This window comes from uncultured Limimaricola sp. (genome assembly GCF_964022235.1).
Taxonomy (GTDB): Bacteria; Pseudomonadota; Alphaproteobacteria; order Rhodobacterales; family Rhodobacteraceae; genus Limimaricola.
This window is the reverse complement of sequence record NZ_CAXHZL010000010.1, coordinates 37,388-52,143: the sequence shown is the minus strand read 5'-3', so window position 1 is coordinate 52,143 and position 14,756 is coordinate 37,388. Positions and strand designations below refer to the sequence as shown.

At 68.3% G+C, this 14,756-nt stretch carries 14 protein-coding genes and 1 tRNA gene; 6 read left to right on the top strand and 9 right to left on the bottom strand.

Annotated elements, in window-relative coordinates; all coding sequences use genetic code 11:
- The first annotated feature begins 20 nt into the window (after window positions 1-20).
- Window positions 21-96 (top strand) — tRNA-Ala (locus AADJ02_RS12990).
- Between the two features lie 334 nt (window positions 97-430).
- On the opposite strand, the gene AADJ02_RS12985 is transcribed toward AADJ02_RS12990, so the two are convergent.
- The 4 genes from AADJ02_RS12985 to AADJ02_RS12970 all read right to left on the bottom strand — a co-directional run bounded on the left by AADJ02_RS12985 (window position 431) and on the right by AADJ02_RS12970 (window position 5,443).
- Window positions 431-757 carry an antifreeze protein gene (locus tag AADJ02_RS12985; RefSeq protein ID WP_341213438.1) on the bottom strand — a complete coding sequence of 109 codons (327 nt, stop codon included), beginning with the start codon at window positions 755-757 and terminating at the stop codon, window positions 431-433.
- An 89-nt stretch (window positions 758-846) separates the two neighbouring features.
- Window positions 847-3,123, bottom strand: a complete 2,277-nt coding sequence (locus tag AADJ02_RS12980; RefSeq protein ID WP_341213437.1) for a glycosyl hydrolase family 28-related protein — start codon at window positions 3,121-3,123, stop codon at window positions 847-849.
- Window positions 3,124-3,301: 178 nt separating this feature from the next.
- Window positions 3,302-3,712 (bottom strand): DUF4864 domain-containing protein, encoded by a 411-nt coding sequence (locus tag AADJ02_RS12975; RefSeq protein WP_341213436.1) that lies wholly within the window; start codon window positions 3,710-3,712, stop codon window positions 3,302-3,304.
- Window positions 3,713-3,862: 150 nt separating this feature from the next.
- Window positions 3,863-5,443 carry a lysine--tRNA ligase gene (locus AADJ02_RS12970; RefSeq protein ID WP_341213435.1) on the bottom strand — a complete coding sequence of 527 codons (1,581 nt, stop codon included), beginning with the start codon at window positions 5,441-5,443 and terminating at the stop codon, window positions 3,863-3,865.
- A gap of 91 nt (window positions 5,444-5,534) precedes the next feature.
- Between AADJ02_RS12970 and AADJ02_RS12965 the strand changes: the two genes are divergently transcribed.
- On the top strand, window positions 5,535-5,951 hold the full coding sequence (locus AADJ02_RS12965) for a tellurite resistance TerB family protein (protein WP_341213434.1): 417 nt from the start codon (window positions 5,535-5,537) through the stop codon (window positions 5,949-5,951).
- 71 nt (window positions 5,952-6,022) lie between these two features.
- Window positions 6,023-6,202, top strand: a complete 180-nt coding sequence (locus AADJ02_RS12960; protein ID WP_341213433.1) for a PLD nuclease N-terminal domain-containing protein — start codon at window positions 6,023-6,025, stop codon at window positions 6,200-6,202.
- A gap of 39 nt (window positions 6,203-6,241) precedes the next feature.
- Here the strand turns inward: AADJ02_RS12960 and dacB are convergent, their stop codons facing one another.
- From dacB to AADJ02_RS12945, 3 genes are read right to left on the bottom strand one after another with little or no spacing between them, the layout of a single operon-like run.
- On the bottom strand, window positions 6,242-7,771 hold the full coding sequence (gene dacB, locus AADJ02_RS12955) for a D-alanyl-D-alanine carboxypeptidase/D-alanyl-D-alanine-endopeptidase (RefSeq protein ID WP_341213432.1): 1,530 nt from the start codon (window positions 7,769-7,771) through the stop codon (window positions 6,242-6,244).
- A 47-nt stretch (window positions 7,772-7,818) separates the two neighbouring features.
- Window positions 7,819-8,445: a nicotinate-nucleotide adenylyltransferase gene (locus tag AADJ02_RS12950; protein WP_341213431.1), complete on the bottom strand. Its 627-nt coding sequence runs from the start codon at window positions 8,443-8,445 to the stop codon at window positions 7,819-7,821.
- A complete protein-coding gene (locus tag AADJ02_RS12945) occupies window positions 8,442-9,260 on the bottom strand; it encodes a hypothetical protein (protein ID WP_341213430.1) in 819 nt (272 codons plus the stop codon). The genes AADJ02_RS12950 and AADJ02_RS12945 overlap by 4 nt, the downstream gene beginning before the upstream one ends.
- Window positions 9,261-9,496: 236 nt before the next feature.
- Between AADJ02_RS12945 and AADJ02_RS12940 the strand changes: the two genes are divergently transcribed.
- Entirely contained in the window at window positions 9,497-9,703 is a 207-nt protein-coding gene (locus AADJ02_RS12940) for a cold-shock protein (protein WP_021693760.1), read from the top strand.
- A gap of 229 nt (window positions 9,704-9,932) precedes the next feature.
- Here the strand turns inward: AADJ02_RS12940 and AADJ02_RS12935 are convergent, their stop codons facing one another.
- Window positions 9,933-10,622 carry an arylesterase gene (locus AADJ02_RS12935; protein WP_341213429.1) on the bottom strand — a complete coding sequence of 230 codons (690 nt, stop codon included), beginning with the start codon at window positions 10,620-10,622 and terminating at the stop codon, window positions 9,933-9,935.
- A gap of 52 nt (window positions 10,623-10,674) precedes the next feature.
- Between AADJ02_RS12935 and AADJ02_RS12930 the strand changes: the two genes are divergently transcribed.
- Both AADJ02_RS12930 and AADJ02_RS12925 read left to right on the top strand, forming a co-directional pair.
- Window positions 10,675-11,346: an ABC transporter ATP-binding protein gene (locus tag AADJ02_RS12930; protein ID WP_341213428.1), complete on the top strand. Its 672-nt coding sequence runs from the start codon at window positions 10,675-10,677 to the stop codon at window positions 11,344-11,346.
- Window positions 11,343-13,868, top strand: a complete 2,526-nt coding sequence (locus AADJ02_RS12925; RefSeq protein ID WP_341213427.1) for an FtsX-like permease family protein — start codon at window positions 11,343-11,345, stop codon at window positions 13,866-13,868. The genes AADJ02_RS12930 and AADJ02_RS12925 overlap by 4 nt, the downstream gene beginning before the upstream one ends.
- Here the strand turns inward: AADJ02_RS12925 and AADJ02_RS12920 are convergent.
- Window positions 13,865-14,755, bottom strand: coding sequence for an NAD(P)/FAD-dependent oxidoreductase (locus tag AADJ02_RS12920; RefSeq protein ID WP_341213426.1), 891 nt, complete (start codon window positions 14,753-14,755; stop codon window positions 13,865-13,867). The two genes, AADJ02_RS12925 and AADJ02_RS12920, sit on opposite strands and share 4 nt — an antisense overlap.
- Window position 14,756 lies beyond the last annotated feature (1 nt).

The following is a 14,756-nucleotide window of genomic DNA, read 5'->3' as shown; positions in this document are numbered from 1 at the left end:
GGGCCAGATACGCGCGTAGTGGGGTCGTAGCTCAGTTGGGAGAGCGCGTCGTTCGCAATGACGAGGTCAGGGGTTCGATCCCCCTCGACTCCACCAGATCCCTTCCCTTTCGATATCTCGGCCCTGTCGCGATTGCGGCCGGTTGCGAGCCGCATGCCGACTGAGCCGTCGATCCTTGAGGCTTGATCTGCCGGACCCACGTGCCAAGACCGCGTTGAGCGCGCCGGAGGTGGTGTCCCGGCGCGTCGCCCGTGAATCTCGCCAAAGGCCATCAATGATGGCGAGGCCGCAGGCCGATCGAGTTGGATTGCTCGTGGAGTCGTGCGCGCAGAAACGCGCACAGGATCAAGAACTGCGGGCCGAGGCTGAGGTCGATGTCCGAGACGGGCGGCACAGCACCGCCCGCCTCAAGCAGGTCAGCTTGTCGGTATCAGCCTTTCGAGCCCAGAAAATTGGGCCCGCGCCGGGCCAGCCTGCGGTTGTTGCGGCCGGTGCGGCGTTGCAGCGGTGTCATCGTCGCCATCGCGATCTGGTCGGGGCGCTGGCCCGATATCATGGCCCGGCTACCGGCCATCATCGCCTCGGCAAAGGCCGGGCCCTTTTCATTGACCATCCGCTTGTTCTCGGTGCCGGTGACGGCCCAGAGGCCCGCCATGCCCATGATGCGGTAGGTCATCACGGCTTGGGTCTCCGCCATCAGGGTCCAGAAGGTCACGGATGTTCGAACCAGTTCGGCCGGTGTCGCGATCGCGTTCATCATTGTCTCCACAGGAGGGGGGCCCGAGGTGGGAGGGGCTACCTGCATGGACGCGCGAACCCCCTTCGAAGTTCCGCGCGAGGTATCGGTCATTCGGGCTGATCCATGCGCACCCGACAGCGCATCCGCCCCTTGACCGGGGTGCCCCAGATGAGGCGAAAGCTGCGCTTGTCGCCGCCATATTCGGGGTCGGCCCAAGGGCTTTCATAGACCGCGTCGCCCGATGCGTTCTCTATCCGGGCCTCCGGCAGCGCCGCCTCCACCACCCGCGCACGCCCCCGGAACGGCAGGTCCGGCGCGGTGCCGACCACCCAGATCCGCGTCGGCGACGCCTCGGAATGGCTCAGGCTCGCGGGGTTGCGCACCGGTTGGTTGATGCCGTGGAAGGCATTGGATTCGAAGGTAATGTCGCGCATACGCCCATAGTCGAGATCGGCAAAACTGGTGTCGACATGCTCGACCCGGTCGATGTTGCCGTTGAAGGTGCGAAACACGTTTCCGGTCACGTGCAGTCCGTGGATGTAGTGCCCCGGCCCGCGCGGTTTGATCACCAACCAGTTGAACCAGCGCGCCGCGTCGGTGCAGATGAAGATGTTGCCGGTGATGGTGAGGCCGCCGAAGCTGAACTGCGTGCCCCGCGCCGGGCTTTCGTCGTGCTCGTTGCTCCATTCGATGAAGTTGTTGTCGATATAGTTACCGACGATCAGCGAGGCCGGGTTCGGACGGGTCAGGATGATGCCGCCTTTGCGCACGCCGTCGGATTCGGAATCGCCGTGGAACCAGTGGTTGTTCGAAATAAGGTTGCCGGTGCCGGCCAGCACGCAGAAATGCTCGAACAAGACGATCCGGCAATCGCGGATCTTCACGTCGTTGGCATTGGCGTTGAAGCACAGCGTGCGCCGCTGCTCGACCGGCAGGCCCTGCTCGTTCGACAGGAACTGGCAGCGGTCGATCATCATCCCCTGACAGCCGCCGCCATGCGAGGTGAGCCCGCGGTCTCGTGGCTTGGTCACGAAGCAGTCGCGCAGATGAAAGGTCAGCCCGGCGGGCGGTAGGATGAGGCCCGAGGCCACGCCGTTGCACTGAAACTCGATGTCGTCGAAGACGAACTGGCTCAGATCCTTGAAGCCCGAGAAATCGATCAGGTAGCGAAACCGGGTGAAGGTGAAGGGCTGCACGCCTTCGGCATCATAGAGCGGCTGGCTCAGGACGATCCGCCGGTTGGCGACATCGACGGATTTGACATAGACCTCGCGCCCCACCCCATTGCCGGTCACGAGACTGCCCGGCGCAATGGAGCCCGCCTTCGCCACGTTGTCGAGCCGGTAGGGAGTGGCGGCAGCGTAGCTGGCCTGCGAGGTCACCGTGGCCGGGGTCCAGGCCGCGCCTGCGATGGGCTGGAACTGACCGTTGCGGATCACGCGGCGGGTGGCGAAGGTTTCGCGGTCGGGCACGGCGGCGGCCATGTCGAAGGGTTTCGACAGGCCGATGCGCCGCCCTTCGAGATCGAGGGATTCGTGATCGGAGAAGCTCAGCAGCGCCTGAAACGCCTTGGTGAAGGCCAGCTCCTCGTTGCCCAGCGCATCGAGATAGGCGCCAAAGCGGAAGTCGCGCTGCAGGATCAGCTTGGTCGCTCCCACGGGCACCACGGTGCCGACAAAGCGCACATGGCTGCGAAAGGTGACGTCGCTGGCAATGCGGTAGCGGCCTTCGGGGACCAGCACCGTGCGCCCCAAGGCCGCCGCGTCGGCAGCCTCGAAGGCGGCGGCGTCGTTGCCGCTGCCGTCGCCCCGCGCGCCGTAGTCGCGCACGTCGACCACGCCCGCGAGATCGGCGGCAAAGAGATGCGTGACCTCCTCGATCACGATGTCATCGACACGCACCACCCCGCCAGAGGCCCCCGTGAAATCGATCCCGACATGGCCAAACCCCGCCCCGGGCCACACGAGGTCGACGCCGTCCTGCAGCCCCGGCCCGATGATCGCCGACACCTCGACCACCTCGCCATAGGCGACAAGCTCGGTCACCGGGCCGGTTTCGTCCACACCGCCCAGATGCGCGCCCGTCTCGCGCCCGGCCCAGCCCGCGATGCGCACCCCCGGCAATGGCCCCGACAACGCCTTCACCCGCGCGGTGACGCGGATGTAGAGACCAGGGCGCACCGGCGTCTCGCCCATGTAGCGCAGCCTTTGCACCGAGGCTGTCTTGAAGATTTCCAGCGCGCCGCCGAAATCCTGATCGGCCGGTACGAAGACACCGGAGCCAGACCCGGCATAGGTGTCGGAGCCCGGCGTGCCATCGCCGCTCGACCAGACCTCGAGGCCCGAGGAAAACGGTGTCGGCATCAGGTTTTCGGTGATCGGCATGGCGCGGGCCCCTGTCGCTGTGGGGCGGACCGGGGGCGACATGGCCCCCCGCCCGTCGCCGCCCCGGCCCGCCCGGTCCTCGTCCGGGCCATGGCACCGGACAGGCGACATCAATAGCGGGCGGGCATGAAGGACCCGCCACCGGGGCGCGCGCGCGAGGGCCGTGCTGCGCAACGCGTCAGACGCCGACGTCGGGCCCTGCGATTAGCGACACACCGTCGATGCGCCAGCCCTGCGGCGTCTCGATCATTTTGTATTCCAGCACATGCGGCACCCCGCGCGCATCGCGCAGCATGACCCTTTGCCACCAGACCTCGCCCTGTTCGCGCAGGTCGAGGTAACGTGCGCCTGCATTGTCCCAGACCATCGGGTAGCCTTCTTCGACCATGGCGCCGAAGTTCTCCGCGTTGCCGAACATCCCCCGGATGGTCCGGCTGGCGTGATCGAAGGCCCCGTCGAGATCGCGCGCGGTGAAGTCGGCGAGCTGATCGTCGATCACCGCCGCTATGGCGGGGCCTTCCCTTTCCTGCGCCGTGGCCGCAGCGGCCAACGTGGCCGACAGCAGCAGGGCCGTGATTGCGATACGCATGTTCCGTCCTCCTCATCATCCCGAGAAGCTACGGCATCACGGCCCGATCGGTTTCACACGGAACGCGTTCGGGGCGAGGGTCGGGGCGGAAGCGGCGGGAAAGACGCATCTTTCCCGCCATCACGTTGTGGCGAGCCGCGCGGAGCAGTCTCAGTCGGCCAGCTCGCCCGACAGCCCCCGGTCGATGAGCTGAATCGTGTTCTCGACGCCGTAAAGGGCGACGAACCCGCCAAAGCGCGGTCCCTCGGAGGCCCCGAGCAGCACCTCGTAGAGCGCCTTGAACCAGTCGCGCAGCGGCTCGAAACCATGCGCCTTGCCGACGGCAAAGACCTCCGATTGCAGCGCGTCGCCATCGGCCCCGCCCTGCCACGCCGCGAGGCGTGCGCGCAGATCCTCGAGGGCGGCACGCTCTTCGTCGGTGGGCGCGCGGTAGGTCTTGCCCGGCTTCACGCGGTCCTCGTAGTAGCGGATCGCGAAGCCCGCCGCATCGTCGAGACCGGGGTGCGTCTCGGGCGTGGCCTCGGGCGCATAGCGGCGGATGAAGCCCCACAGCGTGCCCTTGTCCTCGGCCCCCGAGACCGAAACGAGGTTCAGAAGCATCTGGAACGGCACCACCATGTCCGAAACGGGCACATCGCCTTGATGGATATGATAGACTGGGTTGGCGAGTTGCGCCTTGATATCCTGACCGGGATAGGCGCGCAGCTGCTGGTGATACTCATCGACCATCTTGGGGATCACGTCGAAATGCATCCGCTTGGCGGTCTTGGGCTTGAGATACATGAAGTAGCTCAAGCTGTCGGTCGATCCGTAGCTCAGCCATTCGTCGATGGTCAGGCCGTTGCCCTTGGACTTGGAGATCTTCTGGCCCTGATCGTCGAGGAACAGCTCGTAGGTGAAGTGGTGCGGCGCGCGGCCGCCCAGCACCTTGCAGATGCCGTCATAGATCGGCGTGTTGGTCGAGTGGTCCTTGCCGTACATCTCGAAATCGACGCCGAGCGCTGCCCAACGCGCGCCGAAATCGGGCTTCCACTGCAGCTTCACATTGCCGCCGGTGACGGGCAGCGTCCATTCGCGCCCGTTCTCGTCGTCGAAGGTGACGGTGTGCTCCTTGGCGTCGACATGCTTCATCGGCACGTAGAGCACCCGGCCCGTCTCAGGGTGGATCGGCAGGAAGCACGAATAGGTCTCGCGCCGCTCGTCGCGCAGGCTCTTGAGCATGATCGCCATGATGTCGTCGTAGCGCTCGGTCGCGAGCTTCAGCGTGTCGTCGAACTTGCCCGCCCGGTAGAACTCGGTGGCCGAAACGAACTCGTAATCGAAGCCGAAGGTGTCGAGGAAGCGGCGCAGCATGGCGTTGTTGTGATCGCCAAAGCTGTCATGCGTGCCAAAGGGATCGGGCACGGAAGTGAGGGGGCGCTGCAGGTTCTCGTGCATCATCTCCTGCTCGGGCACGTTCTCGGGCACCTTGCGCATGCCGTCGAGATCGTCCGAAAAGCAGACGAGCCGGGTCGGGATGTCCGAGATCACCTCGAAGGCGCGGCGGATCATCGTGGTGCGCAGCACCTCTCCGAAGGTGCCGATATGCGGCAGGCCCGACGGGCCATAGCCGGTCTCGAACAGCACGTGGCCCTTGGCGGGGTCCTTGCCACCCAGACGTTTGAGCAGCGCGCGCGCCTCTTCGAAGGGCCAGGCCTTGCTCTGCATCGCCGCGTCGCGCAATTCGGACATCGTGTCACCTCTTGGGGGAATGATCCGGCTCTCCTATTGCGGGGGTGGGGCCGCGTCAATAAATTGGCCCTGAATGCAAGGAGCCCGACCCATGAGCGACACCCCTTCCCTGACCGCGCAGGATGCGCTGGTGGCGCTGATGATCGCCGTCTCGGCCTCGGACGAGACCATCCGCACCTCCGAACTCGTCAAGATTTCTAACATGGTGAACCACCTGCCGGTCTTCTCCGAATATGGCGACGACCTGTCGGGCATCTCGAACACCGTGTTCGACCTGCTAGAGCAGGAGGACGGGCTCGACGCGCTGTTCGGCCTGATCCGCGAGGCGCTGCCCGAGCGGCTGTTCGAGACCGCCTATGCGCTGGCCTGCGACGTGGCGGCCGCCGACGGCAACGTCACCGACGGCGAGGCGCGGATGCTCGAGGAGATCCGCTACGAGCTGGCGATCGACCGGCTGCACGCCGCGGCGATCGAGCGTGGTGCGCGGGCGCGACACCTGACGATCTGACGGGGCGCTTCGACGGACCCCAAGGGCGCATCGGGCGTTGCCGTGGCATACAGCCATGAAAGGGCGGCGCCATGCGCATTCTGGGACTGATCGTCTTCCTGCTCGACCTCTACGCCATCTACAACGTCATCACCTCCTCGACCTCGACGGGCAAGAAGGTGATCTGGACGCTCGCCATCCTGATCCTGCCGGTGCTCGGCCTGATCGTGTGGTTCTTCATGGGTCCGCGCGGACGCGGCGCCAAGGTCTGAGACCTGATCCCGAAGAAAGGCGCCCGAAGGCGTGACCGGTCAGTTGGTCGCGTCTTCGGTCCCATAGGCGATGCCCCAACGCTGCAGCAGCCTCTGTTGCAGCCATTTGGCACGACCGTTGTAGGCGCGTGCCCCTTCGGGGCGCTCCTCCTCGTCATCCTGCGCGTCGATACGGCGGTCCACATCGCCCGAGAAGATTGCAAAGGCGATGTCGCGCCCGCCCATCGTGCGCTCATATCCCGCCAGCGCGCTGACGAAGTTGAGCGTGCCGGTCTTGGCCACCACCACGCCCGGCGGCTGCGGCAGCGCCTCGCCGCGCGGGCCGAACAGGCGGATCGACTTGAGCAACGGCCTGAGATCGTTGCGTGCCTGCGCCGTGGCGAGGATCTTGGCCATCTGGATCGCGCTGATCCGGCTCGCGCCGCCCAGACCCGAATGGTCGACCAGATCGGGCGCCGCGCCGAACCGCGCCTCGACCCAATTCGACATCTCCCGCGCCGATCCCGGCAGATCGGTCACGCCGCCGCCGCGCTTGACGCTGGCGGCAAGGCCGATCTGCTCGGCGATGAGGTTGGTCGAATAGAGCAGCATGTCGCGGATGAGCTTGGTCAGATCGGCGCTCTTGTGCGTCACCAGCGCCGTGCCCTGTGGCGCGGAGGCCGCCTCGGACACTTGGCCAAGATCGATCCCCTGCGCCTTGGCCAAGGATGCGAAGACCTGCCCCGCATAGAGCGCGGGCCGCCGCACCGGCAGCCAGCGCGAGCCGCTGTCGCCCAAGTAACGCCGACCCACGGTCCAGACGTCGGCGCCGTTTTCCTGCGCATAGGTATAGACCGGCGTGCCGCGATCCACCGCCTCGATCCGAGCCATCGCGACCTCGGGGCGGCTGTTGGTACCGCGCGCGTCGAGCGACAGATCGTATCCCGTGCCCTTGCGCGCCCAGGAGAAATAGATGCGGTTGTAGTTGAGGTTGAGCCCACCGACCGAGGGGTTGTAGCCCAGATGCGCCAACTGCACCGGGTCGATCTGCGCCTGCTGCGGCACGGCCCCGCCCCAGACGACAAACCCGCCCGCCACGCCGCGCACGCCCGCGGCCTTCAGCTCGAGCGCCATGTCGGCCAGAGCATCGGTGTCGAGCGTCGGATCCCCCGTGCCCGCGAGCACCAGATCGCCCTGCACGATGCCGTTCTCGACCGGGCCGGTGGCGACGAGGGTGGTGTCAAAGCGGAAATCGCCGCCCAGCGCGTCGAGCGCATAGAGTGCCGTGATCGATTTGGTCACGCTGGCGGGCGGCAGGCGCGTGTAGGCGTTGTGCTGGTCGAGGATCTCGCCCGAGCGCGCGTCGAGGGCCACGAAGGAGGTGCGCCCACCCAAGCGCGCCTCTTCGACGAAGCGGGCGGTGGAATCGCGCGCCTGCGGGCGCAGTCCCGAGGGGCGCGCGTCGAGGGCCACGGCCCCGTCGGGCCGGGCCTGCGGGCGCAACGAGGTCAACGGCTGCGCCATGGCGGCGGAGGCGGTGATGGAGAGGCCGCCGAGAAGCAGGCCGCGTCGGGTCAGTCGTGCATTCATACCGGATAAATAGAGCGCGCAGGGGCGTGGGGGCAACGCCCTGCGGCTCACGGCTTCGCAAGTTTTCGCCGCCCATCGGGCCAGCCGCCCCCGGCGCGGATCGCCGTGGACGAGGCCGCCGACATCGGCAGGTTCACAAAGCACCAGGCCGGCGCGTCGACCCGGGCCAGCGCCTCGGCCGCGCGCATCGGCAATTGCGCACTGCGGTAGACCCGCGCGGCCCGCGACAGCCGCGCCGAAAGCCGGTCGCCGGGCCGGGCGAAGACCCCCATCGGCACGGTTTCGACGATGCGCCGCCAATCCTGCCAGCGGTGCAGCTGCACGAGGTTGTCGGCCCCCATCAGCCACACGAAATCGACGCCCGGATAGCGCGCGGTCAGCCGGGCGACGGTCTGCGCGGTATAGCGCGTGCCAAGCCGCGTCTCGATGTCGGTGACCCGCACCTTGGGGTGGCGGGCCACGGCTTCGGCCTGCGCGATGCGCTGCGCCATCGGGGCGGGGCGGCGCGCCTTGAGCGGGTTGCCGGGGCTCACCATCCACCACACGCGGTCAAGCCGGAACCGGCGGATCGCCTCGAGCGTGATCGCCATGTGCCCCTCATGCGCCGGATCGAACGAGCCGCCCAAGAGGCCGATGGCCTGCCCCGCCCGCGCCCGGGGCCAGCCCGTGCTCATGCCGGATACCGCACGAAGGCAAAGCCCGCGCTGTCCGGGGCCCAGCATGGCACGTTCAGGCTCCCCTGCCCGCCGCGAAACCGTGCGATCTCATGCCCTTCGCCCCCCGCCTGCGGCATCAGCCACAGCGCCACGTCGAGATCGGCGGGATGGCCCTTGGTGCCCGGCGGATAGCGCAGGTGCACGACATGGCGGCCATCGGGCGAAGGATGTGGAAACCAATCGACGCCCTCCCCGCTTGTCATCGGCTCCGCCTCCGCGCCGTCGGGCCGGATGCGCCAGATGTCGACCGCGCCGTCCCTCTCGCCGTTGAACCAGACCCATGCGCCATCGGCTGAAAAATCCGACCCGTCGGCATGATCGAAATCGGCGGTCACGCAACGCTCCTCGCCGGTCGCGACCTCGGTGAGATAGATCCCCACCGGCCCGCCGTCCCGCGCGCCCGCATGCACGATCTCGCACCCGTCCGGGCTCCAGCCATGCATCCATGATGGCACATGGCGCGTGATGCGGCGCGGCGTCCCGCCCGCGATCGGCACCAGATAGATGCACGAGGCCCCCGTCTCGACCTTGTCGGAAACCGCGATGTGCCGGCCATCGGGCGACGGCACATGATCGTTGTTGAGCCGCGTCGCGAACCCGGTGTCGACAGGAGCAAGCCGATCGGCCCCCGGCGCGAGCCGCCACAGCCGCCCATCGGCGTTGACCAGAAGCGCACCGTCGGCGCACCAGTTCGGCGCCTCGACACGGCCCTCGCAGGTCAGTCGCACGGAAATCGTGCCATCGCTGTGCCAGACGCAGATCTCGCTCTTCATCGCGCTCCCCCCGGGGCTGCCGGACACGACACCGGGTTCGAGCAAGGAGCCGCCGAACCGCCGCCGGACGCGCCCGAATGCGAATTGATTTTCTGGCTGATTCGGGTTAACTGGACAAGGCGACGTTACCTCTATCGACCACTGTCTCCTTTACGGCCTCAGTCCCTCGATCAGCACTGACAGAGCCGCAACCGCCGCAATTCCGCGCGCGGAGACTTGTTAAGGAAGACAGCACGATGGCTACCGGCACCGTGAAATGGTTCAACACCACCAAAGGCTTCGGCTTCATCGCGCCCGATGGCGGCAGCAAGGACGTCTTCGTCCACATTTCCGCCGTTGAGCGCTCGGGCCTGACCGGCCTCGCCGACAACCAGAAGGTCAGCTTCGACATCGAAGCCGGCCGCGATGGCCGTGAGTCGGCCGTGAACCTCAAGCCGATGTAAAACGCGGGGGCGCACCGCGCCCCGTCGCAGAACTACGGAAACGGGCGCGGCCTTTGTGGGTCGCGCCCGTTTTCATCTCGAAACCGGTGTCCTGGCGTGAACCGCGTGAACAATGGAGGCCGGGCCGCCCAATGGGGCGCGGCGATCCTGCCCGTTTCGACCGAGACCCTCCGCCCCGAACGCCAAAGGGCGACATGCTGCCCTCAGGAAGTCCAAAGTTCTCCGAGGCCTAACGCGCAGCAGCCTGCGATCCGTCGTTCTCCCCTTGGTACGCCAGAGCCCGTTCGGCCAGATCCTGCACCTGCGGCCCCAAGGCTTCGACGATCAGCGCCACGCCCGCCGCGTTGGGGTGGATGCCGTCGGCCTGCAGATAGGCGCGGCGCGCCGCATCGACCCCCTGCCCGTCCTGCAGGGCCGCGAAGAAATCGGGATAGAGCGGCACGTCATAGGTCTCGGCCAACTCGGCATAGGCCCCGTCGAAGGCCGCCGCATACTCCGCGCCATAGTTCGGCCCGGCCCTGAGCCCGACCAGCAGCGTCTCGACCCCGGCCGCCTCGGCCTTGGTCAGGATGCCGTCGATGTTGTCGCGCATCGCCTCGGGGGCGAGCCCGCGCAGGAAGTCGTTGCCGCCCAGCGCCACGATCATCGCGTCGACCTCGGGCGTCAGGGTCCAGTCGGTGCGCGCCAGCCCGCCCGCCGAGGTGTCGCCAGACACGCCCGCGTTGATGAGGCGTACCTCCGCGCCCTCGGCGTCGAGCCAATCTTGCAACTGCGGCACCAGCCCCTCGCCCTGCGGCAGGCCGTAACCCGCCGTCAGACTGTCGCCCAGCGCCGCGATGACGACCTCTTCGGCCTGCGCGGCCATGGGTGCCGCGAGGGAGGCTGCGGCGATCAGCAGCGGGAGGAGGTGCTTGCGCATCCCCACCCGGAGGCCATATCGCTCGGAGCGTGCGCGAAAAAAGGCTCCCCCCATGACCGATCCCGTTCTCTCCCTGACCGACGCCGAGCTGACGCTTTCGGGCAACGCGGGGCCGGTGGAGATCCTGCACGGCATCACCCTCGACGTGACGCCGGGCGAAACGCTGGGGCTGGTGGGTCCGAGTGGCTCTGGCAAGTCGTCTCTCCTCATGCTCATGGGCGGTCTTGAGCGCGCCACCGGCGGCACCGTCGCCGCATTGGGCTTTGACCTCACCGCGCTGGACGAGGACGCGCTGGCCCGGTTCCGCCGTGACAATATGGGGGTGGTGTTCCAATCCTTCCACCTGATCCCGACGATGACCGCGCTGGAAAACGTCGCGATCCCGCTGGAACTGGCTGGCGCGCGCGACGCGCATGAGCGCGCCGAGGCGCAATTGGTCGCCGTGGGCCTCGGTCACCGCGCCGGGCACTACCCCGGTCAGCTGTCGGGCGGCGAGCAGCAGCGCGTGGCTCTGGCCCGAGCCACCGCGCCGCATCCCAAGATTCTTCTGGCCGACGAGCCGACCGGCAACCTCGACGCCGCCAACGGCGCGCAGATCATGGACCTGCTGTTCGACCTGCGCGACCGGCACGGGGCGACCTTGGTGATGGTGACCCACGCGCCCGAGCTGGCCGAGCGCTGCGACCGGGTGGTGCGGCTGACCGACGGGCGGATCTCGGCATGAGCGCGAGCCTCGCCGCCCGCCTCGCGCGGCGCGAGTTGCGCGGCGGCCTGCGCGGCTTTCGGATCTTTCTGGCCTGCCTCGCGCTGGGCGTCGCCGCCATCGCCGCCGTCGGCATGGTGCGCTCGGCGATCCAGTCGGGGCTGGAGCGCGAAAGCGCCGCGATGCTCGGCGGCGACGCCGAGATCGAGCTGACCTACCGCTATGCCAGCGACGAGGAGCGCGCGTGGATGCGGTCCATGGCCTCCACCGTCTCTGAGGTGGTCGATTTCCGCTCCATGGCGGTCATCGAGCGCGGCGGCGAAACCGAGCGCGGCCTGACGCAGGTGCGCGCCGTGGACGAAGCCTACCCCCTCGTGGGTCAGGTGCGGCTCGAGCCCGAAATGGGTCTGGAGCAGGCCTTCGCGGGCGAAGGCGGCCTGCCCGGCATCGTCATGGAGCGCGCCCTGACCGACCGGCTGGCGCTTGTCCCCGGCGACCTGGTGCGGCTCGGCACGCAGGACTTCGTGCTGATGGCGGTGCTCGCGCGCTATCCCGACAGCGCGGCGGGCGGCTTTGGCCTCGGGCCGCGCAGCCTCGTGCTGGCGCGCGATCTCGAAGCCTCGGGTCTTCTGGCCGAAGGGACCCTGTTTTCCACGCATTACCGGCTCGATCTGCCCGACAGCGCCAATCTGCAATCGCTCGAAGACGAGGCCGAGGCGCGGTTCGAGGGCAGCGGGCTGCGCTGGCGCGACGCGCGGCGCGGCGCTGGCGGCACCGAACGTTTCGTCGACCGCTTGGGCTCGTTTCTGGTGCTGATCGGCCTGTCGGGCCTCGCGGTGGGCGGCGTCGGCATTTCGGCGGCGGTGCGCGCCTATCTCGCGGGCAAGACCGAAACCATCGCCACGCTGCGCACACTCGGGGCGACGCGCTCGACGATCTTCCTGACCTACTTCCTGCAGATCGGCGCGCTGACGCTGCTGGGCCTCGCCATCGGCCTCGCGCTCGGCGTGCTGGCGCCCTTGGCGCTGGCCCCGCTCATCACCGCGCGGCTGCCGATCCCGGCCGAGTTCGCGATCTATCCCCGCCCGCTGATCGAGGCGGCGCTCTACGGCGCGCTGGTTGCCGTGATCTTTACGCTCTGGCCGCTGGCCCGCACCGAGAACGTGCGCGCAGCCACCCTGTTTCGCGATGCGATGGGCGCGGGAGCCGCCCTGCCCCGGCGGCGCTACCTGGGCGCGATCCTCGGGCTTCTGGCCGTGCTTCTGGCGGCGGCTGTGCTGTTTTCGGGCACTTGGCGGCTGACGCTCTCGACGGCGGGCGGCATCGCGGGCGCGCTGGTGCTGTTGTCATTGGCGGCCTTGGGCGTGCAGGCGCTGGCCCGCCGCTTCGGGCGCGGGCTGCGCGGGCGTCCCGGCCTGCGGCTGGCGCTGGGGGCCATTGGCAAGCGCGGTGGGGAGACCGGCTCGGTGGTGCTGTCGCTGGGCCTCGGCCTATCGGTGCTGGCCGCCGTGGGTCAGATCGACGGCAACCTGCGCCGTGCCATCGCCGACGACCTGCCCGAGGTCGCGCCCGCCTATTTCTTTCTCGATATCCAGCCCGACCAGATCGAGGGCTTTCGCGAAAGGCTCGACGGCGATCCGCAGGTCAGCCGCACCGACAGCGCGCCGATGCTGCGCGGCATCGTGAGCGAGATCAACGGACGCCCCGCGCGCGAGGTGGCCGACCACTGGGTGCTGCACGGCGACCGGGGCCTGACCTATTCGGCCACCCCGCCCGAGGGCGAGGAGATCGTCGCGGGCGACTGGTGGGCCGAAGACTATTCCGGCCCGCCGCTGGTGAGCTTTGCCGAAGAAGAGGCGCTGGAAATCGGGCTCGGGATCGGCGACGAGATCACCGTCAACGTGCTGGGCCGCGACGTGACCGCGACCATCGCCAACCTGCGCCGCGTCGATTTCGGCTCGGCCGCCATCGCCTTCGTGATGTCGATGAACCCCTCGGCTCTGGCGGGCGCACCGCACAGCTGGATCTCCACGGTCTATGCCAAGGAAGAGGCCGAAGCCGAGATCCTGCGCGATCTGGCCGATGCCTATCCCAACATCACCGCGATCCGGGTGCGCGACGCCATCGATCAGGTGACGCGGGTGATCGGCGGCATCGCAGCGGCCACGCGCTACGGCGCCGCCGCCACCCTGCTCACCGGGTTTCTGGTACTGATCGGGGCCGCGGCGGCGGGCGAGCGGTCACGCACCTACGAGGCCGCGATCCTCAAGACGCTCGGGGCTTCGCGCGCCCGCATCCTCGCGAGCTTTGCGCTGCGTGCCGCGCTCCTTGGGGCAGCCGCCGGTCTGGTGGCGCTGGGCGCGGGCATCCTCGGCGGATGGGCGGTGTCCTATTTCGTGATGGAAACCGAGTTCTCGGTGATCTGGTCCTCGGCCATCGCCATCGTGCTAGGCGGCGCGCTGGCCAGCCTGCTGGCGGGTCTCGCCTTCGCCTGGCGGCCGCTCAAGGTCCGGCCCGCGCAGGTGCTGCGCGCGCAGGACTAGCCTTCGAGCAGGCGGTTGTGGATCGCCGTGGTCGCCACGGCGGCGTGCCCCATGCCGTAAGCGATCTGGTCGAGCCCCGCGACCACGTCACCGATGGCGAAGAGCCCTTCGATGTCGGTCTCGCACTGCGCGTCGACCGGGATGCAGCCCGCCTCCGTCAGCGTGGCCCCGAGATCGCACGCGAGGTCGGAATGCGGATCGGTGCCCAGCGCCACGTAGAGCGTATCGAAGCGCGCCACCTGCCCGTCCTGCATCTCGACCACGATGTGATCGCCGTCGAGCCGGATGTCGCGGCGGTGCGAGGGCAGGATTTTCAACCCCGCCTCGGACAGCGCCTTTTCACCGTCGTCGTCGAGCGGCGCGTGCTCGGGGCGCACCACGGTGACGTCCTTGGCATAGTGGCGCACGAAGCGGCCTTCCGCGACCGCGTGCGGGCCGGAGCCGAGGATCGCGACCTTCTGGCCGCGCACCTCGAAGGCGTCGCAGATCGGGCAATAGCGGATGAGCCCGCGCGCCACGCCCTCGTCATGGAGGGCCTCGGAAATGCGCGGCGGGCGATTGGTGACGCCGGTGGCGAGGATCAGGTTGCGCGCCTCGACCGCGCCGCCCTCCGCCTCCACGCGAAAACCGCCGTCGATCCGCGTGGCGGTGGTGACGTGATCACGCCGGATCTCGATGTCGTATTGGGCAAGCTGGCGGCGCATGTTGTCGAGAAGCTCCGGCCCCTCGATGCCCTCGGGGTATCCCGGCAGGTTGCGAGTGCGCGGGATGCGGTGCGCGCGGGGGCGGCCCGCGTCGAACAGCACCGTATCGCGCAAGAACCGGGCCATGTAGATCCCGGCGGTCAGCCCCGCCGGGCCGCCGCCCACGATGATGCAATCGCGCATG

Bases quoted from the DNA above. Each gene is read 5' to 3' on its own strand.
- AADJ02_RS12985 (WP_341213438.1), bottom strand. From the start codon at position 757: ATGAACGCGATCGCGACACCGGCCGAACTGGTTCGAACATCCGTGACC.
- AADJ02_RS12980 (WP_341213437.1), bottom strand. From the start codon at position 3,123: ATGCCGATCACCGAAAACCTGATGCCGACACCGTTTTCCTCGGGCCTC.
- AADJ02_RS12975 (WP_341213436.1), bottom strand. From the start codon at position 3,712: ATGCGTATCGCAATCACGGCCCTGCTGCTGTCGGCCACGTTGGCCGCT.
- AADJ02_RS12970 (WP_341213435.1), bottom strand. From the start codon at position 5,443: ATGTCCGAATTGCGCGACGCGGCGATGCAGAGCAAGGCCTGGCCCTTC.
- AADJ02_RS12965 (WP_341213434.1), top strand. From the start codon at position 5,535: ATGAGCGACACCCCTTCCCTGACCGCGCAGGATGCGCTGGTGGCGCTG.
- AADJ02_RS12960 (WP_341213433.1), top strand. From the start codon at position 6,023: ATGCGCATTCTGGGACTGATCGTCTTCCTGCTCGACCTCTACGCCATC.
- dacB (WP_341213432.1), bottom strand. From the start codon at position 7,771: ATGAATGCACGACTGACCCGACGCGGCCTGCTTCTCGGCGGCCTCTCC.
- AADJ02_RS12950 (WP_341213431.1), bottom strand. From the start codon at position 8,445: ATGAGCACGGGCTGGCCCCGGGCGCGGGCGGGGCAGGCCATCGGCCTC.
- AADJ02_RS12945 (WP_341213430.1), bottom strand. From the start codon at position 9,260: ATGAAGAGCGAGATCTGCGTCTGGCACAGCGATGGCACGATTTCCGTG.
- AADJ02_RS12940 (WP_021693760.1), top strand. From the start codon at position 9,497: ATGGCTACCGGCACCGTGAAATGGTTCAACACCACCAAAGGCTTCGGC.
- AADJ02_RS12935 (WP_341213429.1), bottom strand. From the start codon at position 10,622: ATGCGCAAGCACCTCCTCCCGCTGCTGATCGCCGCAGCCTCCCTCGCG.
- AADJ02_RS12930 (WP_341213428.1), top strand. From the start codon at position 10,675: ATGACCGATCCCGTTCTCTCCCTGACCGACGCCGAGCTGACGCTTTCG.
- AADJ02_RS12925 (WP_341213427.1), top strand. From the start codon at position 11,343: ATGAGCGCGAGCCTCGCCGCCCGCCTCGCGCGGCGCGAGTTGCGCGGC.
- AADJ02_RS12920 (WP_341213426.1), bottom strand. From the start codon at position 14,755: ATGCGCGATTGCATCATCGTGGGCGGCGGCCCGGCGGGGCTGACCGCC.